Origin of the sequence: Paenibacillus sp. FSL M7-1414 (assembly GCF_038003195.1) — a bacterium.
Classification (GTDB): domain Bacteria; phylum Bacillota; class Bacilli; order Paenibacillales; family Paenibacillaceae; genus Paenibacillus; species Paenibacillus amylolyticus.
In genome coordinates this window covers 1906730-1927682 of record NZ_JBBOOS010000001.1, presented here as the reverse complement: position 1 = coordinate 1927682, position 20953 = coordinate 1906730, and the positions used below count along the sequence as shown (strand labels likewise).

At 46.5% G+C, this 20953-nt stretch carries 18 protein-coding genes and 1 riboswitch; of the genes, 5 read left to right on the top strand and 13 right to left on the bottom strand.

Going from position 1 to position 20953, the window contains the following annotated elements:
* Window positions 1-294: 294 nt before the first annotated feature.
* Together thrS and MHH92_RS08845 are read right to left on the bottom strand one after the other, a co-directional pair.
* Window positions 295-2232, bottom strand: coding sequence for a threonine--tRNA ligase (gene thrS, locus MHH92_RS08850; protein ID WP_036610058.1), 1938 nt, complete (start codon window positions 2230-2232; stop codon window positions 295-297).
* 415 nt (window positions 2233-2647) lie between these two features.
* The gene (locus MHH92_RS08845) at window positions 2648-3601 is read right to left on the bottom strand and encodes a putative sporulation protein YtxC (protein WP_051447153.1); all 954 of its coding nucleotides are present in this window, start codon (window positions 3599-3601) and stop codon (window positions 2648-2650) included.
* Between the two features lie 171 nt (window positions 3602-3772).
* On the opposite strand from MHH92_RS08845, the gene MHH92_RS08840 reads away from it, so the two are divergent.
* The 4 genes from MHH92_RS08840 (at window position 3773) to MHH92_RS08825 (ending at window position 7228) form a co-directional block, all read left to right on the top strand.
* Complete coding sequence (locus tag MHH92_RS08840) at window positions 3773-4177, top strand: hypothetical protein (RefSeq protein WP_051447154.1); 405 nt, start codon at window positions 3773-3775, stop codon at window positions 4175-4177.
* A 294-nt stretch (window positions 4178-4471) separates the two neighbouring features.
* Window positions 4472-4966, top strand: a complete 495-nt coding sequence (locus tag MHH92_RS08835) for a cation:proton antiporter regulatory subunit (RefSeq protein WP_036610059.1) — start codon at window positions 4472-4474, stop codon at window positions 4964-4966.
* Between the two features lie 4 nt (window positions 4967-4970).
* Window positions 4971-6209 carry a cation:proton antiporter gene (locus MHH92_RS08830; RefSeq protein ID WP_036610060.1) on the top strand — a complete coding sequence of 413 codons (1239 nt, stop codon included), beginning with the start codon at window positions 4971-4973 and terminating at the stop codon, window positions 6207-6209.
* Between the two features lie 113 nt (window positions 6210-6322).
* Window positions 6323-7228: a YitT family protein gene (locus MHH92_RS08825; RefSeq protein WP_051447155.1), complete on the top strand. Its 906-nt coding sequence runs from the start codon at window positions 6323-6325 to the stop codon at window positions 7226-7228.
* Between the two features lie 85 nt (window positions 7229-7313).
* Here the strand turns inward: MHH92_RS08825 and MHH92_RS08820 are convergent, their stop codons facing one another.
* The 6 genes from MHH92_RS08820 to metA all read right to left on the bottom strand — a co-directional run bounded on the left by MHH92_RS08820 (window position 7314) and on the right by metA (window position 14211).
* Window positions 7314-8327, bottom strand: coding sequence for a zinc-binding alcohol dehydrogenase family protein (locus MHH92_RS08820; RefSeq protein WP_076252422.1), 1014 nt, complete (start codon window positions 8325-8327; stop codon window positions 7314-7316).
* Entirely contained in the window at window positions 8324-9301 is a 978-nt protein-coding gene (locus MHH92_RS08815; RefSeq protein WP_340903262.1) for an aldo/keto reductase, read from the bottom strand. The genes MHH92_RS08820 and MHH92_RS08815 overlap by 4 nt, the downstream gene beginning before the upstream one ends.
* 233 nt (window positions 9302-9534) lie before the next feature.
* Complete coding sequence (mqnC, locus tag MHH92_RS08810; protein WP_074096829.1) at window positions 9535-10671, bottom strand: cyclic dehypoxanthinyl futalosine synthase; 1137 nt, start codon at window positions 10669-10671, stop codon at window positions 9535-9537.
* Window positions 10672-10912: 241 nt separating this feature from the next.
* Window positions 10913-12085, bottom strand: coding sequence for a trans-sulfuration enzyme family protein (locus MHH92_RS08805; RefSeq protein ID WP_036669808.1), 1173 nt, complete (start codon window positions 12083-12085; stop codon window positions 10913-10915).
* Window positions 12082-13269 (bottom strand): PLP-dependent transferase, encoded by a 1188-nt coding sequence (locus MHH92_RS08800; RefSeq protein ID WP_105597999.1) that lies wholly within the window; start codon window positions 13267-13269, stop codon window positions 12082-12084. The genes MHH92_RS08805 and MHH92_RS08800 overlap by 4 nt, the downstream gene beginning before the upstream one ends.
* Before the next feature lie 24 nt (window positions 13270-13293).
* Window positions 13294-14211: a homoserine O-acetyltransferase MetA gene (metA, locus tag MHH92_RS08795; RefSeq protein ID WP_211081144.1), complete on the bottom strand. Its 918-nt coding sequence runs from the start codon at window positions 14209-14211 to the stop codon at window positions 13294-13296.
* A 236-nt stretch (window positions 14212-14447) separates the two neighbouring features.
* A riboswitch (SAM riboswitch) is annotated at window positions 14448-14571 on the bottom strand.
* Between the two features lie 451 nt (window positions 14572-15022).
* Between metA and corA the strand changes: the two genes are divergently transcribed.
* A complete protein-coding gene (gene corA, locus MHH92_RS08790; protein ID WP_340903251.1) occupies window positions 15023-15958 on the top strand; it encodes a magnesium/cobalt transporter CorA in 936 nt (311 codons plus the stop codon).
* Between the two features lie 69 nt (window positions 15959-16027).
* Here corA and MHH92_RS08785 read toward each other — a convergent pair whose 3' ends face one another.
* From MHH92_RS08785 to MHH92_RS08765, 5 genes are all read right to left on the bottom strand, one after another.
* The gene (locus tag MHH92_RS08785) at window positions 16028-17029 is read right to left on the bottom strand and encodes an HRDC domain-containing protein (protein ID WP_076252426.1); all 1002 of its coding nucleotides are present in this window, start codon (window positions 17027-17029) and stop codon (window positions 16028-16030) included.
* 176 nt (window positions 17030-17205) lie between these two features.
* The gene (locus tag MHH92_RS08780) at window positions 17206-18084 is read right to left on the bottom strand and encodes an ROK family protein (RefSeq protein ID WP_340903249.1); all 879 of its coding nucleotides are present in this window, start codon (window positions 18082-18084) and stop codon (window positions 17206-17208) included.
* A 72-nt stretch (window positions 18085-18156) separates the two neighbouring features.
* A complete protein-coding gene (locus MHH92_RS08775) occupies window positions 18157-18843 on the bottom strand; it encodes an MOSC domain-containing protein (protein ID WP_340903247.1) in 687 nt (228 codons plus the stop codon).
* 30 nt (window positions 18844-18873) lie between these two features.
* Complete coding sequence (locus MHH92_RS08770) at window positions 18874-19980, bottom strand: phosphodiester glycosidase family protein (RefSeq protein ID WP_306068570.1); 1107 nt, start codon at window positions 19978-19980, stop codon at window positions 18874-18876.
* Window positions 19981-19985: 5 nt separating this feature from the next.
* Complete coding sequence (locus tag MHH92_RS08765) at window positions 19986-20879, bottom strand: 5'-3' exonuclease (protein WP_017689620.1); 894 nt, start codon at window positions 20877-20879, stop codon at window positions 19986-19988.
* Window positions 20880-20953: the final 74 nt, after the last annotated feature.

The following is a 20953-nucleotide window of genomic DNA, read 5'->3' as shown; positions in this document are numbered from 1 at the left end:
CCTCTTCAAATGTATAGGCATCCGCCTGATTCAGGTTGATCATCATCCCGGCGAATATTACACAGCCAACCAATAAACCCCGTATATGTTCCTTTTGAATTGAGAATTGCTTTTTCATTGTATAACCTCCCCCTCACTGCAAAGGTTTTCCAAAAAGCAATTAATCTATACTTTTTACTGCAAACACTACGAAAAAACGCCTGAATAACATAGGTCAATCCCATGTTATTCAGACGTTATTCAGAGTGATCAGCGCAACTTATGCACTGGTTATCTGATAGATCATTTGTTCATTTATACCAAACGTGTTGCAATTTCTTCTTTCAATTGAGCGATAATTTCATCGACCGGTTTCATGCCCAGATCGCCTTCTCCACGCTTACGCACGGATACGGCTTCTGCATTACGCTCATTCTCACCAACAACAAACATATAAGGCATTTTCTCAAGCTGCGCCTCACGGATTTTATATCCAAGCTTCTCGTTCCGCAGATCGGCTTCAGCAGAGATTCCCGCACGTTTCAGTTTCGCTTCCACTTCACGCGCATAATCGTCGAAGTTTCCGGATACCGGGATCACTTTTGCCTGTACCGGAGACAACCACAATGGGAAAGCTCCTGCAAAGTTCTCCAGCAAGAATGCTGTGAAACGTTCCATTGTACTAATTACACCGCGGTGAATAACGACTGGACGATGTTTCTGTCCGTCATCGCCCACATATTCAAGTTCAAAGCGCTCAGGCAACAGGAAGTCCAGTTGAACCGTAGACAATGTCTCTTCTTTGCCCAGAGCTGTTTTGATCTGTACATCCAGCTTCGGACCGTAGAACGCCGCTTCACCTTCAGCTTCATAGAATGGAAGGTCAAGTTCTTCCACAACTTCACGCAGCATGCGTTGGGACATCTCCCACATCTCGTCGTTCTGGAAGTATTTCTCGGTATCCTGCGGATCACGATAGGACAGACGGAAACGGTATTCGTTAATACCGAAATCCTTATAGACTGTTTGAATCAACTCGATAACACGAGCGAACTCTTCTTTGATCTGATCCGGCCGTGCAAAAATGTGTGAGTCGTTCAGTGTCATTGCACGTACACGATGCAGACCTGTTAATGCCCCCGACATTTCATAACGGTGCATCATACCAAGCTCTGCAATACGGATTGGCAGATCACGGTAGCTGTGCATGCTGGACTTGTACACCATCATATGGTGAGGACAGTTCATTGGACGGAGAACAAGTTCCTCGTTATCCATTACCATTTTCGGGAACATATCTTCCTGGTAGTGCTCCCAGTGTCCAGATGTTTTATACAATTCCACGTTACCCAGAACTGGTGTGTATACATGCTGGTATCCCAGGCTTTCTTCCAGATCCACAATATAACGCTCCAGAGTACGGCGCAGCTTCGCACCGTTAGGCAACCAGATTGGCAAGCCTTGACCGACCAGTTGGGAGAATGTGAACATTTCCAGCTCTTTACCCAACTTACGGTGATCCCGTTTTTTAGCTTCTTCGAGGAAGTGCAAATGCTCGTCCAGCTGTGCTTTTTTCACAAAAGCCGTACCATAGATACGTTGAAGCATTTTGTTTTTGCTATCTCCACGCCAGTAAGCACCCGCGACATTCATCAGTTTGAACACTTTGATTTTGCTAGTTGATGGTACGTGAGGGCCACGACACAAGTCGAAGAATTCACCTTGCTCATAAATCGTAATCACGCTGTCTGCTGGCAAATCACGAATCAACTCAAGTTTGTAAGGATCGCCCACTTCTTCGAACGTTTTGATCGCGTCCTCGCGGCTAACTTCCTTACGTACAATTGGCAAGTTCTCATTCACAATACGTTCCATTTCCTTCTCGATCTTTTGCAGATCTTCAGGATTGAGCGCATGTTCAAGGTCCATATCATAGTAGAAACCATCTTCAATGACAGGGCCGATACCGAGGCGTACCTCTTTGTTACCATATAAACGTTTCACTGCTTGAGCCATCAAGTGAGCTGTACTATGACGCATCACTTCAAGTCCTTCTGGTGAATCCAGAGTTACGATCTCCACCAATGCTCCCTCATGAAGTGTTGTGGACAAGTCCACCACGATACCATCCAGCTTGCCGGCTACGGCATTTTTGCGCAATCCGCTGCTAATTGAAGCGGCTACGTCCTCAATGCTACTGCCATCCGCGTACTCACGTACCGAACCATCCGGTAATTTAATGTTCACTGCCATTTGTCTCATTCCTCCTGTTAATGTAACCTTTGTGTCCAGATATTTATGGACTGATTATCTATTGCTATTCCAGTCATTTTGCAAAGGAACGCAAAAAACACCCGTCCCGGCAAAGGGACGAGTGATATATACTCGTGGTTCCACCCTAATTCAGCTGATTCATCCATATTCGGAAATACAGCCCTCATTGGCATGACGATAACGGGCATGACCCGGCAGATCCTTACTCGCGGATAATCCCCAATAAAGGCGATATTCTAACTCCACTTTCAAAATTGCAGCTACAAAGGGGTAAACCATACGGGATATCCGGAGGAAATTTCAGCCTTGGTTCCTCTCTCTGCACCGATCTTGCGTGTGGTTGTTGTCTTTGTCAACGCTTTTGGTTCAATGGTTCACATGAAAAATTCATGGATCAACAGTTATTATAATTGCCGAGATCACTTGCGTCAAGACCTGTCAACAATCCTGAGCGCAGCACTTCGCATTCCGGGCAATGATGACATATTTGCACTTTGTCTTCAAAGATCTGGCATATGGTCGAGATGATTGGCAGATCCGGGGTGCGTGTATGGAGCATGACCTTCTCAGGAGAGATTGAGATGAGTGTACTTACAATCATATCTTCAATATCCATCTCCAGTTCAAGACCCGGCATTTCCACAACGACCTGTTCATCCTTTTGCACGGGTAACAGATTAAGTCCAGCATCCAGGACCTGAAATTCATGCATTCCCTTGTGTACAAGATGAACCAGAGGTACTTTGGCTTCTTGAAAAAACACAAAATATTTTAACAACCCCATAAACTCTTCATACTGCCGATCCATCCAGAACTCATCCAGCGCATACTCCACTAATTCCTGAAGCTCCTGCTTATATGGCCGTATGCGGAAGTTGATAATGCCTTCAAGGTGAAAAAAGTGAACATCCTCTAGGTCCTGCCGTAGTCCACTGGCTAACGTAGTACGACGGCGCTCTCGAAGTCCGGGCTGATCCAGATCACCATTTAATAGAAGTGGCATGCAGATTCGATTGACCTTTTCCACCTCATGCTCATCCATGACAGAACACGCCTTGGCGATCATATCCTCCACCATGCTCCGTTCTTGTGTCTCCATAATGAAGTCGGCGAGTCCAAGGGAGAGCAGATCACTGATCCGGGGAAGCCATTGCTGGAAGTCTTCGTGATTCTCATTCCCTCTGCACACCCAGGTTGCTCTTCCATCATTATGTTTGAAGGTGAGCCGAAATCCTCTTTTACTTATATGTAAACCTTTGGTTTTTTCCTTGACACAACGATAAAATTGATCCGCTTCCTCTTGCCCCGATACATCGGTCCATACAGCAAACAGTTCCACAAGAATCACTCCTTTCCTTCCTGTTCAAAGTATATGGCAAGGCCGATGGGGATATACGAAGCGGATTGATGGAAAGCGTGTCATGATTTCTCAGTATATTATAAAGAGGTTTGGAGTTAAGACAAAAATGTGTTATTATTTTAATAACAGTATATTTCACGGGAAAGGAGGGAAGCCAAAATGAGACAACAACCTAGAATACTCCACTACACTATCATTATCATTTTGTGCGTTTTCCAAGCCTTGTGCTTCCCTATTCCGATGCAGTCCGAATCTGCCGTTGGGGTGTCTGTAGAAGCAACTTCCAACAAGGAAGTGCTGTTGCAAATACCCGAATCCCAGCAGAAACCTGTCATTCGCAAATATCCACAAGTTATGTCCAAGCTGATTGCGGTTACGCATAATAAGCCTGTCTTTCTTGTCCTCGCATTGTTATTGATGCTGCGAATCCCTACAACGGGTCTGTCCTTTAAACCGTGGTATTGTCTGTTTAAACGCAGATTATTTCTGCTACCTATTAAGTTTACCAGCATGTATGTATCCCTCACCCCTATAGCACCAAAATACGTGAACGCTCTTCACTAGCCGTTACGACGTATTTACAGGTTGCTTTTGCATGAAGACACCTCTGTAATTTAAGACGGTGCGCTTGTGCATAACTTATAACCCTTTTAGCACACGTTAGATAAACCCATGTTTATGACAGTACCTATTTTTGTTGTACCCACACCGACAAATTCAAATCATATGGCTGTGTCAGGAATTTCTGGCTCTGTTTACCCGCATCTTTTGATGTTCCCTTGAGCAGCAGATTAATCATTTTCGGGAAATAAGCCTGTCTTCTATGGCCAGCCCCTAATTATAAGGAGGCAACAATCCATGGATGTACGCGAAACAGACTTGCCGGGAATCGGCAAAAAATTTCAGATTGAAACAAGCAGCGGTGATAAAATTGTCATAATTATTCACGATGACGGTCGCCGGGAAATGTACCACTTCGAGTATGATGATCCCGATCAAAGCATCTCGATGATCACACTTGACGATTACGAAGCACGACAGATTGCTGCTATTGTTGGCGGATTAACTTACAAACCAAAACAGCTTGAAAATATTGAAGTAACGTTTGACGACCTGATTATCGAGTGGTACAAAATCGAACCATCCTTCGGAAGTATCGGTAAATCCATCGGTGAATTGGACGTACGTCAAAACTCTGGGGCAACGGTTATCGCCGTTGTAGAGAAAAATCACAAAAAACATATCAGCCCAGGTCCGGAGGTAGTTATCAGTGCAGAATCCACGGTGGTAGCCGTTGGCGAACGCAATCAGCAGAAACTGTTTAAATCCCTCCTCCTGACTGGAAGGGGGTAAATAGATGGATCATTTGATATTCGAAGTAGGTCTGGCCCTTGTGCTCATTGCAGCAGCCGGCCTTTTATCGGCAAAACTAAGATTTTCGGTCGTTCCATTTTATATTCTGATCGGGATGGCCGTTGGGCCACATGCCATGAAAATCTGGCATCTGGACTTCCGTTTTATTGAGAGTCAGCCTTTTATTGAATTTATGGGTCGGATCGGTATCCTGTTCCTTCTCTTCTACCTTGGACTTGAATTCTCGGTAGGTCGTTTAATTAAATCGGGTCGCTCCATTGCAGTAGGCGGCTCGATCTACATCGGCATTAACTTTACGCTGGGATTAATATTCGGTTTTGTGTCCGGTTTCCCAGTTGCAGAAGCACTTATTATCGCAGGTATAACTACCATCTCTTCCAGTGCCATTGTGGCCAAGGTACTCGTCGATTTGAAACGAACGGCCAATCCGGAAACAGAGATGATATTGGGTATTATTATGTTCGAAGATGTATTCCTCGCTGTATATATCTCGATCTTGTCCGGACTTGTGCTTAGTGATTCATCCTCCATCGGAGGCGTCATCATGTCCGCACTTATTGCCCTCGGATTCATGCTTATCGTGATTATCCTTGGACGCAAAGCAACACCGCTACTAAACAAATTGCTTAAAATTCGATCGAATGAGCTATTCTCTCTCGTTGTATTTGGAGCCTTGTTCCTGGTAGCTGGTTTCTCTGAAACCATTCATGTTGCCGAAGCGATTGGTGCATTACTGGTTGGTCTGGTGCTTGCTGAAACAGAACATGCGAAACGGATTGAGCACTTGATTCTACCGTTCCGTGACTTCTTCGGAGCAATCTTCTTCTTCAGCTTTGGATTGTCCATTGATCCGTTGTCCTTGGGTGGCGATGCCGTATGGTTAGCTCTGATTGCAGTTGTTATTACATTGTTCGGTAACTTCCTAGCGGGTATGCTGGCCGGGCGCAGTGCAGGACTATCACCCAAAGCATCGGCGAATATTGGATTAACCATTGTGTCACGGGGTGAGTTTTCCATCATCTTGGCCAACATGGGTAAAGCCGGGGGACTGTTGCCAATGATTCAACCGTTTGCCGCGCTGTATGTCCTAATTCTGGCCATTCTGGGTCCTTTATTAACCAAAGAGTCCAAACATGTATTCCGTTTATTGGATAAAATATTTAAGTTCAAAGATCCTCGGAAAAAGAAAGAAGAACCAAAGGTTCTGCAGAAAGAAGGATAATCCCTATGTCTGTACAGAACAGACATACTAACGTACTTCGCGGCTCTTACGCCGATCTTTCTGTGACTAACCCAGGGAGAATGGCTCGAAAGCCGCACTAAGGAGGATGACCTATGAAAGCACCTCTGATATCGGCTAATCCGGTGCCAAACACCGCCAAGACCAGGATATCGTCTACCCGCCGCTGGTTAAACCTGTTTCTCGTTATTGCGGGCGGAATTCTGGCCTCCGTGGGACTCGAATTGTTCTTACACCCCAATAAGATTATTATTGGAGGCATTACAGGTATTTCCTCACTCTTCGCCCACTGGACCGAAATGAGGATTGGTTTGTTCCTATTTTTATTCAATGTGCCGTTTATATTTCTGTCTTACAAGATTGTGCAGAAGAAATTTGTACTGGTTACTGTTCTAGGTCTGGTTGTCTTTTCGATCGGTGCCATTGTGCTTCATCCCATGCCGCCACTTGTAGAGCATCCGCTGGCTGCTGCCATGTTTGGCGGATTATGCCTCGGACTCGGAATTGGACTCGTCGTGCGGTATGGCGGGACACTGGATACGCTGGAAATCGGTGATCCGTCTTCCCGCCCACCTGAACGTGTGTTTAGCGGAAAACGGATGCTTATCGAAAAAATAATCATGCTTCTTAACTTGTTGATACTGACAGCCGCTGGTGTTGTCTTTGGCTGGGACCAAGCGATGTATTCCGTAATCGCCTACCTTATTGCTTATGAAATGGTGTACATTGCGTTCAGGGGCTTCTCTTCCAAACGCAAAGTATGCATATTGACCACACAAAGCTCTCAAGTTGAAAAAGCTGTACGCAAACGGCTACGCCGTGAACCTGGAATTCTGGAAGCCACTTCTGACTCAACACAACTCGCGATGGCGGAAGGATGGATCAGGCAAATCCCGGGTGCACTTTATTATGAGGTACATGTGCTGGAGATGATCTGGTTGAAGTCCATTGTGCGTCACATTGATCCACATGCGGGTATTGTAACGAATCCGGAAAAATAAAAAAACGCTCTCTTCCCCTATGGATGGACAGTATTGTCCACCAAGGTCAGAGAGCGTTTTTTTCTGTTATTATAATTAATTGATATTATAGTTCAACGATAGCTTTGACTACATGTGAATCTGGCAAAAGCCATTGATCTATTGCAGTAGGTAACTCATCAAATTCCACTCGGTGTGTGATATACCCATCCATGCTTAATTTCTTTTGACGCAAGGTCGACAGGACTTGTTCAAAATCTTCACAGGTTGCGTTTCGACTGCCCAGGATGCTCATCTCCCGCTTGTGAAATTCGGGGTCATGAAAGGTAATATCCGCTTTCACCAGTCCTACAAAAATGAGTTGACCACTATGCGCCACATATTGAATGGCCCCATTCATGGAATTCACGTTACCTGTTGCATCGAAGACAGCTGTAGCATAGTCGCCACCAGTAATTTCAGCTACTTGTTGTACAGCATGTTCATTGGCCTGTACCAGGTCATCCGCTCCAGCCCAAGTCCGGCTAAGCTCCAGCCTGTCCAGATTACGATCAACGGCAATAACACGCGCCCCCGCCTGTTTGGCAAATGCCATCACACCCAATCCAATGGGTCCAGCTCCAATCACAACCACATGCTCACCAGGTTTAATTCCTGCTCTTCTGACAGCATGGGCTCCAATGCTTAATGGTTCTACCATTGCCGTCTCATCCAGTGTCAAACCCTCTGCTGAGAGCAGATGTGAGACAGGCACGTTGATTTTTTCTCTCATGCCTCCGTCTACGTGCACACCCATGACTTGCATGGACGCACAACAATTGGTTTTTCCACTGCGACATGCAATACAGTGACCGCAGTGCAGATACGGAATAATACTTACCTGATCCCCAGGCTGTAATCCTGCCTCGTTCGGACCGATTTCTTCAATAACAGCCGCCAGTTCATGACCCAGAACACGAGGATAGGTAAAGAATGGCTGGTTGCCTTTGTACGCATGCAGATCCGTTCCACAGATCCCAATCCGCCGAATGGCAACCAACGCCTCTCCTTCTGCTCGTTCCGGTTGAGGCAGGTCCTGGAGCTTCAATTGATCTATTTCTTCACATACAATGGCTCTCATCGTAGTTCCCCCTTTGATGCTTCTGCTGTCGTGTTGCTTGGCTTCGTATTATATTCAGGTCTTCCGCTTGACCACGTCTCGTTATGCAATGGAGCCAGAATGCGCAGCACTTCATCCAGCAGGCTCTGATCCATCGGTTCCTCTATCCAGGCTGCATTATTGAGGATATTGCGCTGGCTGGCACTGCTCACCAGTGTTGTCGGAATTCGTTCATTCGACGTGGAGAATTGCACGGCCAACTTGGCAATGTCACTGCCTTGTTCTGCACAGAAGCGGGCAGCCTTCAGGCAGAGCTCTTTCACCCGATCATCTGCCGGATGCCAGGCAGGAGCCCCTCGGGTACTCAACAAGCCCATAGAAAGAGGCGAAGCATTGACGAGGCCAATTTCTTTTTTTTCCAACAGGGGCAATAACGATAATAATGAGGTATCATTCAATGAATAATGACAATACGAGATGATCGCATCCGCATCGATCTGTGGCAGAACCTTCTCGAACAACGGCAAGGGCAATCCACAAATGCCCGCATGTCGTATAACTCCCTGCTCTTTCAGACGCAGCAACGTTGGAAAGGCTTCTTCTATAATGATCTCTGCTGGCACAAATTCAATATCATGCAGGAACAGAATGTCGATATAGTCTGTATGCAATCGATCCAGGCTCTCTTGCACACTATCCAGAATCCGCTGACGTGAAAAATCAAACTCATTTTCCCCATACCGTCCGGCTTTGGTTGATAACATATATGAACTGCGAGGCAAGCTGCGGATGGCTTCACCCAACACTGTCTCCGCCTTTGTCAGCCCGTAATAAGGCGAAACGTCTATGTAATTCATCCCCGCATCTACAGCCGCATGTACAGTGCGAATCCCTTCGTCCCGGTCAATGTCACGAAATACAGAACCGAGTGAGGATGCTCCAAAACTCAATACAGGTACGTCCAGTTCCGTCTTGCCAAGTATTCTTCTCTTCATCGGTTTAACCCCTTCCAGCGTGTCTGACTACACAAGTTCCCTTTCATTGTAACAGTTCAATTTCAATATAAAATATCGCCAATTGCGTAACATGTACTGTTTGATGACCTCGAACCGCAGAAAGAAATCAAAAAGCCCGCCGTCTCTCCAAACGGAGTAGTCAGCGGGCTTGGCTTCATAAATACTTATCTAACGATCAAAGTTTATGGAGAGTAGTATTGAATTAATTAGAATTAGTTCTGCATTACGAAATCTTCATGTACGGCATTCTCTTCGTCGAACATACGAACGATGTCATATCGGGTGTTACGTTGTGCCGGGATATAACCGGACTCCCGAATCAAACGGAGAATGGATTCAATGTTAACTTTGTAAGTTGCACCAGCAGCAGATACAACGTTCTCTTCGATCATCGTGCTACCGAAGTCATTACAACCAAATTCAAGCGACTTCTTACCGATCTCAGGACCCATCGTTACCCAAGAGGATTGAATGTTCTTGATATTATCCAGCACCAGTCGGCTGATGGCTACAGTCTTCAAGTACTCTTCCGGAGTCTGACGCTCCAGCTTAAGGTTGGTATTGTCTGGCTGGAAGGTCCAAGGAATGAATGCCAGGAAACCTTCGGAGTCGTACTTGTTCGCAATACATTCGTCCTGAGCTTCACGTACACGGAGCAAGTGCAATGCACGCTCTTCCATCGATTCACCAAGGCCGATAACCATCGTTGCCGTGGTGTTCATACCGATGCGGTGTGCAGTTTGCATAACGTCCATCCAATCCCGCCATGAACCTTTCAAGCGGCTGATTTTCCGACGTGTGCGGTCATCCAGAATTTCAGCGCCGCCGCCAGGCAAGGAATCCAGTCCAGCTTCGTGAATGGCACGTACAACCTCTTCCAATGTAAGGCCATCGGATACTTCAACCATTTTCATAATCTCCGCTGGGGAGAAAGAGTGCATCGTGATGTTCGGGAAACGCTCTTTGATGGCTTTCAACAGGTCTGTATAATAGCTGAAAGGCAAGTTTGGATTCGTTCCACCTTGCATCAAAATCTCGGTACCATTCACATCTTCCGTTTCCTGAATCTTCTGGAAAATCACTTCGTCCGGAAGCACATAACCTTCATCCGAACCAGGTCTGCGGTAGAAAGCACAAAAACGGCAGTACACATCACACACGTTTGTGTAGTTGACGTTACGCCCAATTACAAATGTTCTGTATGGTTCAGGGTGCATGCGTTTCATAATGACATTAGCAGCTGCCCCGATTTTGTCCACTTCATTGGATTCAAATAGCTGAATCGTGTCTTCCAAGTCCAAACGTTCGCCCCGAAGGGCTTTATCTAAGATACGGTCTACCGTACTCATCGTAAAAAAGCCTCCCTCATGAAGAGAAATTATATAACGATCCGTCCCAACTTGCTCAAGAGAAGCAAGTTCTGGTGGCAACATCGTATTTCTGTACTCCACATATCGTAACACAGGTTACATGTGAAAAAAAGCACCTTATGTACAGGTGCTTTAAAAATAAGTAAAAATTTTTACATATGGAAAAGAATTAGTTCGAGATTAAGTGATACGCATCGGCGTATTCGGGCATCCACTTTTGTTAGGATTCCTGAAGCGCTTGTTCCAAATCTACAATGAGATCTTCGATATCTTCCAGACCTACAGAGAAGCGCAGCAACCCATCTGTAATGCCACGGTCACGGCGAACCTCAGCCGGCATTGCCGCATGAGACATCATCGCTGGGTAGGACAGAATACTCTCCACAGCTCCCAAGCTTACAGCAACAATGGGGAGCTTCACCCGGTTAAGAACTGCTTTTGCACGATCACCTGAACCGACGTCAAAAGAAACGACAGCTCCATATCCTGTGGACTGGCGCTCATGTGCCTCACGGCCCGGATGATCCTCAAGTCCAGGATAAAACACAGCGGTAATATCACTGCGCTCATTAAGCCATGCCGCCAGTTTGGCTGTGCTCCGTTCACTATGAGCCATACGAGCCCCCAAGGTTTTCATCCCGCGCATCAGAAGCCAGGATTCTTGTGCCCCGAGTACAGTTCCAAGTCCATTTTGCAACTGTTTCAGTTGTACGCCAAGTGATTCCGTGCGAGCAACCGCTAACCCTGCCAGTACATCACTGTGACCTCCGAGAAACTTCGTAGCACTATGTACGACGATGTCCACACCAAGCTCAATTGGACGCTGATAGTACGGTGTCATAAAGGTGTTATCCAGAATCGTGATCAGGTCATGTTCCTTCGACCAGTCAGTTACGGCAGCGATATCCGTAATTCGCAGTGTAGGGTTGGAAGGTGTTTCCATATAAACTGCCTTGGTGTTTGGCTTGAGTGCCGCTTTTACTTCATCTATATTGGTCATGTCTACAAAGGTTGTCTCGATCTGCATACGGCTTAATATGGAAGTAAGCAAACGATACGTACCTCCATATACGTCTTCCGTTACAATCATGTGATCCCCTGCCGAGAACATCATGAACACGCTTGAGATCGCAGCCATCCCCGAAGAATAGGCAAAGCCTCGTGCGCCGCCCTCCAGCAATGTGATGTAATCTTCCAGAGCCTGACGTGTCGGATTACCCGAACGACTGTAATCATGTTGAGGTGGATTGAAGATATCAAAATGATGGAAGGTTGATGCTTGATAGATCGGTACACTGGAGGCTCCAGTCGTTTTGTCAATCTCATCGCCAAAATGGAGCAATTTGGTATCAAATTTCAACTCGGAATTGGGCTTGTTGTTGGACTCACTCATGAGTGCACTCCTCCTTCCACTTCCTGTTGTGCAACTGTCAGAGCATTGCCGAGATCTGCAATCAGATCATCTGCATGTTCAATGCCTACGGAGAACCGGAGCAGACGGTCATCCACACCTACGGCTTCACGAATTTCAAGCGGAATATCTGCATGAGTCTGTACTGCGGGATAAGTCATGAGTGATTCAACTCCGCCGAGACTTTCGGCAAAAGCAATGAGTTTGATATGACGTAGCAACGGTTCAACATAACGTGCATCCTTCACTTTGAAAGAGAAGATACCTGTATTACCCGTGGATTGTTTGTTCTGTATCTCATACCCCGGGTGATCGGATAGACCTGGATGATACACTTCAACCACCGCTGGGTGCTCAAGCAAGTATTTAGCAATAGTAAGTGCATTGTGCTCATGACGCTCCATGCGAAGAGCCAGCGTTTTCATACCTTTCATCAACTGGTAGGAGTCACTTGGAGATAATACTGCTCCAATGGAATTATGCAGGAACGCCATCTCTGCAGATAACGCCTCACCTTTGGTAATAATTAGTCCGGCCAACACATCATTGTGTCCGCCCAGATATTTGGTAGCGCTATGAATGATGATATCGGCACCCAGTTCAATCGGACGTTGGAAAAATGGAGTCAACAACGTGTTGTCAACAATGGTCAACAGGTTGTAACTTTTCGCCCAGGAAGCGACAGCTTCCACATCTGTGATCATCATCAGTGGATTGGTTGGTGTCTCAATAAATACAGCTTTGGTATTCGGCTGACGAACCTTCTCCAGTGCTGCAAGGTCATTCGTGTCCACATAACTTGCAGTTACGCCGAAACGGGACAGAATTCGTTCCAGCAGACGATAGGTTCCACCATACAGATCCAGCGATACAATCAGATGATCCCCTTGACCAAACATGGCAAAGATGGTTTGCAGCGCGGCCATACCTGAGCTACAGGCAAATCCTGCATCACCGGACTCCAGCGCTGCGGCCGCCTCTTCCAACACTTTGCGAGTTGGGTTGGTCGTACGAATATAATCAAACCCCGTGCTTTGTCCAAGCTTCGGGTGGCGAAACGCAGTGGATTGATAGATCGGAAAGTTAATGGCGCCTGTAACCGGTTCATTGATGGACCCAATTTGTGCTAAGCGGCTTTCGATTTTCAACTTGTTGTTGTCTTCCATTGCTGCATCCTCCTGTAATCTCGATTAGATTTGCGGGCCAATATCGTAAGGTGTTTCTTGATACACATAGTAATTGAGCCAGTTAGAGAATAATAAGTTGGCATGAGCGCGCCAAGTAGCTGGTGGCACACGGGAAGGATCGTCATTCGGATAATAATGTCTAGGCAATGCGATATCCAACCCTTTAGCTGTATCCCGGTCATACTCCCACTTTAATGAGAACGGGTCATACTCGGCATGTCCTGTGGCAAAAATCTGTTTGCCGTCTCTGGTAGCAACCAGGAAGATCCCCGCTTCCTCGGATTCAGCCAAAATCTCTAAATTCTCATTCTTTTCAATATCTTCGCGTCTCACTTCCGTATGACGAGAATGTGGAACGTTGAATACTTCATCGAATCCACGCAACAACGGAACATGTGGTTTATTGATGGTATGTGGGAAAACGCCAAAACACTTTTCATCAAGTGCAACCTTGGGTACGTCAAAATGATGGTATAAACCTGCCTGGGAAGCCCAACATATGTGGAGGGTTGAAGTCACATTGGTTTTGGTCCATTCGAAAATCTCCTGGATTTCATTCCAATAGTTCACGTCTTCGAAATCCATCTGTTCCACCGGGGCACCCGTAATGATCATTCCATCGAAACGACGGTGCTCAATTTCATCGAAGGTTTTGTAGAACAGATCCAAATACTCCTGAGACGTATTCTTCGACGTATGGGATTTGGGATGTACGAGAACGACATCCACCTGAATAGGCGTGTTTCCCACCAGACGAAGCAATTGTGTTTCGGTCGTTTCCTTTGTGGGCATCAGGTTTAATATAGCGATACGGAGTGGACGAATATCCTGCTGATATGCAGAAGTTTCATCCATGACGAAGATATTCTCTCCTTCAAGTACTTCTTTTGCTGGTAGCGTATCGGGTATTTTGATTGGCATAGTAAGTCTAACTCCTCCTTGTGCATAGATAGATGCAGCCACCCCTGGCTTGATGTCTTCACATCAATACAGTTATAGACTGCCTTGAGCTTGTAAAAACATTGAATTGCTCTTTCATCCAACGTTACAAACAACCTCAAGTTCCTTAGCGAAAATCACTGCTGAGAAGTCGGGGCATATGACAAAGACCTTCCTCGGATTTCGAGAAAGGTCATATGTAAAATAGATATGCGCCTCTCTCATCTCTCAGTTACAACAGTGCCACTTGACACTTAGTCGCTGCAAGAATTAGCACCGTGCGGTATACCGCCGGTTGCCGGGTTTCATCGGGCCAGTCCCTCCACCTACTCTTGATAAGATTTCGCTGTATTAGATTGTAATTGAATATGGTTCACCGTCTACTTTATTACATTAATGCCCTCACGTCAAGTTGCAGTTCGATGTCTGCTTCCCAGATCGGAACCGTTCATCATCCATTGTCATACACTGCCTCAGGGCGCGAAATAGACACATTTTTGCGCTTGAAAGCACCTTGTACCAGCGGTATACTAAACAAGGTGTTATAAACCCTTATGTGAGAGGTGACATATTAAATGGATGGCGACCCGAGGCCTGACTGGCAGCCGAATTCCGACAAACTGCATAGAGAACTGACATCAGCATGCCGGCAGCGGGACGTGACTTCCGTTTGATTATATAGTGAACGCAGCCCTGATCTCCAGGCTCCGCTGCCGACCGGCTGATTTGTTCTTTTTGCGCCCATAATGATAATATCCGCCAAGTTGGCGGGTGCAGAAGGAGTAGATTAACGATGAAAATCCGGTTGGTAAACAACGGTGTATTTATTCCGGTGGACGACATTCAGCAGGCGCTGACTCCACCAGCGGAAGGATTTTACTGGATTGATGCAGACATAGACGATTTGGCGGTACTTCAGCCGCTGTTCTTGATGCATGATCTGGCTGTGGAAGACTGTCTTAGTGACGAAGAACAACGTCCGAAGATTGAAATTTATGAGAACCATTATTTTATTGTGATTAATAGCATCCGTTTTGATGATGAAGAGATATTTCTACGTGCGGTCAACTTATTCCTCGGCAGACATTTCATTATTAGTGTTACCAAGCACAAGGTCAGCGAATTGCGCACACTGAAACCCATCCTGTGGGAACAGGAAATCAGTACACCGGATCGTCTGCTGTATTTGCTGGTTGACTTGATTGTTGATAATTATTTCACCGTAGGTGACCGAATTGAAGCACGGATCGAGAAGCTTGAGGAAGACATTCTGATGCACACCAAAAAGTCACATTTGAGTGAAATTATCGGGCTGCGCAGTGAGATTCTGTGGCTGAAAAAAGTCCTTGGACCTCAGAAAGAGGTCATTAACACCCTGAACAAAAAAGATCTGCGTCTCATCGATGATCAACTGCAAAAGTATTTCAGTGACATCTATGAGAATGCTGTAAAAATATCTGAAACCTTTGAGACTTATCGCGACCTAATGGGCAACTTGCGAGAAGCCTACCAATCCAGTATTGCGAACCGGGCGAATGAGATCATGCGTGTATTTACCGCCATTACCACGGTCTTCATGCCGCTGACGGTCATTACCGGTATATACGGCATGAACTTTACGAATATGCCAGAGCTTAACTGGAAATACAGCTATTTTGTTGTGATTGGCCTGATGGTTACACTGGGCCTGAGCATGTTCTTCATTTTCCGTAAGAAAGACTGGGTATGAACTCGTATGAAATAACAAAGACGAAGCGCTCCTCCGGAGAAACGCCTCGTCTTTTTTCATTTCTGATTATTAACCAACATTCTTCTCTGTCTCTGCGTGCCGACGGAAGCGGATTCGAATCATGCGCAGTCTTTCATAGACCTGCTCCAGACTTCCTCCATCGGGTTTCTCTCCTCCATACACCTTATGTAATACTGGCTTCAGGAACGTATCTCCCAGCTCCTCATACGCACTCCATACGGCCTCTTGTTCGTTCTCTGGCATCACTGCCAGCTCCACATCAAGAAGACAATCGGTGTCATAACCTTCGTGATCCAGTGCCTCTAACAGCTCAACCAACTCGCGTCGGGATAATCCGGATCGATTAACAATCTCCTCTAACGTATACCCTTCCTTCATGCCTTCAAGCACCTGCTTACGCGTGGTGAACTTATCAAGTTCCTGCTTATACTTCTGCTCTCTCTGCTTGTATAACCAACTCTCATACTCTTCTTCCTTCAGCGCCGTGTATACCCAGTCCAGCGGGAATGTCGTTGAACGTTCCAATCCGGTTGTAATCTCCATCCATTCCGTACCATACTCAGTTGCTTTGCTCTCTCCTACGCCCGGAAGTTGCATCAGTTCATCCAGCGATTGCGGAACAAAGGCACTGATCAAACGCAACAGACGATTCGTTGCAATAAAATACGGTGCCTTCCGGTCAGACACAGCTCTCTTCCTGCGCCATGTGCACAGATCCGTATATAATTGCTCATTGCCGTATAACTCACTGTAACAATGGAGCCGCTGTCCACCATAACTGCGTGACTTCAGATCATCATTCTCATGAAATAACCCCTGCAACTGCGGTCGGTACCCCTCACTCATCTGTATGGCAAGCTGATGACGGTAAATATGAAGCAGCTCCTCCCAAGAAGTCCCTTCATACCAGATGCTGTCCTCACGCTCTCCTTCCTCGTAGCGACTCCATCCCAGCTGCCAACTATCTTCCTCTTCCCCAATCCATAACTGTGCATACTCTGCATTCTGATCTGACATTCTGGACAATCTGTTCATGAAAATGACTTCCATTTTCGTTCCCTCCCTTTGAATATTCAGCTTATACGAGTTAGAGATACTACCTATAGGCAACACAAAAAAACACCCCTCCTGCAAAATCCATGCAAGAGAGGTGCTTCCTCATTAACCGTACTATGCTGTTGCCCATATCATACCACAATGGTAAAATTCGTCAATCCCTTAATGACCTACTTATTCAATGCCAACTTGGCAAGCGCCAGTGAACCACACAGACCCGCATTGTCACCAAGTCCTGGTGAAACAACATACTGGTCAATGTCGGATTGAAGTGCCGGATGCTGAACGTATCCAGCCAGCAACTCCTGCAGTTTGCTACGAACCATCGGGAACAGGTGCTCCTGCTTCATTACTCCGCCACCCATGACAATTTTCTGCGGAGAGAGAATCAGAACATAGTTCATCAGGGCGTGTGCCAGGTAATGTGCTTCGATCTCCCAAGCTTTATGATCTGCAGGCAGTTCATAAGCCGGTTGCTCCCAACGTTTGTTAATGGCTGGTCCTGCTGCAAGGCCTTCGAGGCAGTCACCATGATACGGACAGAAACCCTCGTATGTATCCTCCGGATGTCTGCGTACAATGATATGTCCCATCTCTGGATGTGACAATCCATGGACCATTTTACCGCCAACCACAGCACCTGCACCAATACCTGTACCCACAGTGATATACAGACAGCTCTCAAGACCTTGTGCAGCGCCCCAGGTTGCTTCTCCAAGTGCCGCACCATTCACATCCGTATCAAATGTCATCGGCACATCAAAATGCTCCTTGAGCTTGCCAATCACGTTATACTGTCCCCAATGTGGTTTAGGTGTTGTTGTGATATAGCCATATGTTTGGCTTCCTTCAATCGGATCAATCGGACCGAATGAACCTACACCCAGAGCTTCAATGCCTTTACCTTCAAAAAATGAAATCACTTGAGCCATGGTCTCTTCCGGTGTTGTTGTTGGAAAACTTACGCGTTCCAGAACTTCTCCGTTTTCTGTGCCAATACCACATACAAATTTGGTTCCGCCTGCTTCAATTGCGCCTAAGATCGTCATGTTAGTCACACTCCCAAGTTAGTTTAAAAAGGAATTCGAATTGCTTTACTTGATGACACGATAATTACCCCGCTACTTGTTCTCCAGCTTGGACAATCGTTTCATTAACGTTTGCCTCCAGCTGTCTGACAGCGCAGGAATGGCCAGCAACGCCTGAATACCTTCGACATTTTCTTTCCCCTGATGCATGATTCGATTGGCTTCAAGAACCGTCATTGAGGCTGGATCGGTGCTGATCCGTCGAAATATCGATAAAGGCCTTACCTCACCTTCTTGCAGTACACGAAAGTAAAAGCCGGTATATCCAGTCTCCTGAAAATAAACAGGCAGCTCCTTATAGTCATACCTCGCACCCAGCTTGAAGCAAGGTTGTCTGGGCTGACTGACCTGCACTGTGGCTTCGCCCAACTCGTACACATCACCAATCCGTACGTCTTCTTCGGCACAGCCTTCAACCGTCAGATTTTCTCCACAAGCTCCCCAATCCAGCTTGCGATCCATCAGTTGTTCCAGCGCCGGATAACGACTGTAATCGTATACACAAACGGCTTTGTCAGGGCCGCCATGATGCACCAGATCCGCCTGCGCGTCCCCTGGCATTCCAGTGAATGACAGGAAAACCGCGTCGGATACAGGATGTTTCACTATGCCGCTCAGCACTTCACGCTTCTGCCCAGGGAGCGGTTGCGGCAGTCCTACATTAATGGCCAGAACAGCTGTATTGCCCTCCCCTGGCTTTCGATCAGATGTGAGTGTCATTTGCGTCATACCTCCCATAATCACTTTCTTTTAACGCACAGAGCCGCCAAATACGAGTGTATTACTCAATAGCCGACCTGGAGAAGTCAGCATTTTGCCCCCGGCATACATACCCGAGGAAGCACCGCCATCCAGATTCATGGCCTGTTTGGCGCCAAGCTTCTGCATCACCGCTGCCCACTCCTTGATTGTTGCTCCGGAAACGGTAGCCAGCATAACAGAACCGTCTGCCATGATCGCAATACCACTTCTGGCTCCGGAAGCATTAAGAATTTTGGCATCCTTGAAACCTTCGCTCGTCGGATTGACAGCTACCTTGCCGTCTTTTACCAGACGGGGCCCTGCCCCAACAGCAGTCACTACATCTTGCCAAGGGATCTCTTTGCCTGCTGCGTTCGTATACTTATAATTCATTTCTACGGTCGAACCAACGGTGAAACGGTCCGAAGAAGACTTCTGATTACCTGTGAAGACCAATACCGAGCCATTCTTAGGAATCGCTACATTTGTATTGGGCACTTTTTTGGTCACGATACCTTTCTCCATGACAACCGCAGTGCCACCTTTGAACCCAACTGTGGCACCTCGTTCAGGCGTATACAGCATCGTAATGCTTGCGTTCGCTGAAGGTGTTCGATTAATAAAGGTGGCATACCAACTGCGTGATTTACCTTTTGTATCCGTTACTTTACCTGTCAAACTCACCTGAAGTGAATCCATGATCGCCGAGCCGTCTTCCTTAAATCCGATGGATGTTCCGTATCTTCCAATATGTATGACCTTACCATTTGCTATTAACATACCGTATGGATCTGGTGCTCCGTTATATGCTTCAAAAAACGCTCCGTTAATGGCTGCTTGCGCACCATAGGCTTTCACAATCGATGGCAATGTTGCCGTCTGGCCAACTTGCTTCTTCGCGAGTCCCACGGTAACCGGTGTTCCCTTTGGAATCGAAACGGTCTGTACGGTAAAATTACGTCCTGCTGCTTTTACTTTCTGTACTTTGGTGTTAATTGCTGCTTTGGCATCTACTGTCTGTGGTGCACTTACTGCTCCCGAAAGAATTACGGGCAAGGCCAGGACAAGGGCCATAGCCCCTGTCCACCACTTTTTGCCTGTTCGTACGTTATTCATGTTGCTCACCCTATTGCCACTCCCATCCAAGAGCCAAGGCTCTTCATCTCAAGTTGTTCAAACTTGTCCATCACCATATCCGGATCAAGACGCAATTCACAGATATCCAGCGCACAGGCAACCGGAACAGCACAATGAATCTCTGCCAGTTTGCGGGACAGATGAAGCATGTCCAGATCATTCTCAATCTTGTTACGCACCGAAGGGGTCAGTTTATCCATGTTGCTCAGAATCCCTTCAATGGAGCCGTATTCCTGTACAAGCTTCAACGCTGTTTTCTCACCAATTCCCCGTACTCCGGGATAATTGTCGCTGGCATCTCCCATCAGACCCTTCATGTCAATCACTTGACGAGGTGTCAGTTGTTTCTCAGCCATGAGCGTTTCAGGGTTGTACACCATGTAGTTGCCATGGCCTTTTTTCATAATAATGATACTTGTGCGGTCATTGATCAGTTGCAACATGTCGTGGTCACCCGTCAGTACCATAACATTCATATCGGTCTCTTCGGTATAATACTTCGCAAGCGTCCCGATGCAATCGTCGGCTTCGAATCCTTGTGCACCTATATTCGGAATACCCAGGCTATCCATGACTTCACGAATCAGAGCAAACTGGGGAATCAGGTCATCCGGAGCTTCGGCCCGGTTGCCTTTGTAAGCTGCGTATTCTTCACCGCGGAACGTCTTACCGCCCATATCCCAACAACATACGACATGACTTGGCCCAAAAGTCTGAACCGCATCCCAGAAATAACGGATAAATCCGTAGACTGCGTTGGTAGGCAATCCTGCCTTTGTACGTCTGATATATCCGCTTGCAGATGTCGCATAAAAAGCACGGAACAACACCGCCATACCGTCTACCAGCAACAAAGTAGGTTCATTACGTTGATTCACTTGAATTTGTTCTCTCCTATCTAAATCTAGCATATAAAATATCGAAACTAATTCTATCATTATAGCATAGTTCC

What these genes read in the sequence shown, in the direction of transcription:
- metA (WP_211081144.1), bottom strand. Translation starts at nt 14,211, where the DNA reads ATGCCAATCAAAATACCCGATACGCTACCAGCAAAAGAAGTACTTGAA.
- MHH92_RS08800 (WP_105597999.1), bottom strand. Translation starts at nt 13,269, where the DNA reads ATGGAAGACAACAACAAGTTGAAAATCGAAAGCCGCTTAGCACAAATT.
- MHH92_RS08840 (WP_051447154.1), top strand. Translation starts at nt 3,773, where the DNA reads ATGAGACAACAACCTAGAATACTCCACTACACTATCATTATCATTTTG.
- MHH92_RS08825 (WP_051447155.1), top strand. Translation starts at nt 6,323, where the DNA reads ATGAAAGCACCTCTGATATCGGCTAATCCGGTGCCAAACACCGCCAAG.
- corA (WP_340903251.1), top strand. Translation starts at nt 15,023, where the DNA reads ATGAAAATCCGGTTGGTAAACAACGGTGTATTTATTCCGGTGGACGAC.
- MHH92_RS08815 (WP_340903262.1), bottom strand. Translation starts at nt 9,301, where the DNA reads ATGAAGAGAAGAATACTTGGCAAGACGGAACTGGACGTACCTGTATTG.
- MHH92_RS08805 (WP_036669808.1), bottom strand. Translation starts at nt 12,085, where the DNA reads ATGAGTGAGTCCAACAACAAGCCCAATTCCGAGTTGAAATTTGATACC.
- MHH92_RS08775 (WP_340903247.1), bottom strand. Translation starts at nt 18,843, where the DNA reads ATGACACTCACATCTGATCGAAAGCCAGGGGAGGGCAATACAGCTGTT.
- MHH92_RS08830 (WP_036610060.1), top strand. Translation starts at nt 4,971, where the DNA reads ATGGATCATTTGATATTCGAAGTAGGTCTGGCCCTTGTGCTCATTGCA.
- mqnC (WP_074096829.1), bottom strand. Translation starts at nt 10,671, where the DNA reads ATGAGTACGGTAGACCGTATCTTAGATAAAGCCCTTCGGGGCGAACGT.
- MHH92_RS08780 (WP_340903249.1), bottom strand. Translation starts at nt 18,084, where the DNA reads ATGACGATCTTAGGCGCAATTGAAGCAGGCGGAACCAAATTTGTATGT.
- thrS (WP_036610058.1), bottom strand. Translation starts at nt 2,232, where the DNA reads ATGGCAGTGAACATTAAATTACCGGATGGTTCGGTACGTGAGTACGCG.
- MHH92_RS08770 (WP_306068570.1), bottom strand. Translation starts at nt 19,980, where the DNA reads ATGAATAACGTACGAACAGGCAAAAAGTGGTGGACAGGGGCTATGGCC.
- MHH92_RS08820 (WP_076252422.1), bottom strand. Translation starts at nt 8,327, where the DNA reads ATGAGAGCCATTGTATGTGAAGAAATAGATCAATTGAAGCTCCAGGAC.
- MHH92_RS08785 (WP_076252426.1), bottom strand. Translation starts at nt 17,029, where the DNA reads ATGGAAGTCATTTTCATGAACAGATTGTCCAGAATGTCAGATCAGAAT.
- MHH92_RS08835 (WP_036610059.1), top strand. Translation starts at nt 4,472, where the DNA reads ATGGATGTACGCGAAACAGACTTGCCGGGAATCGGCAAAAAATTTCAG.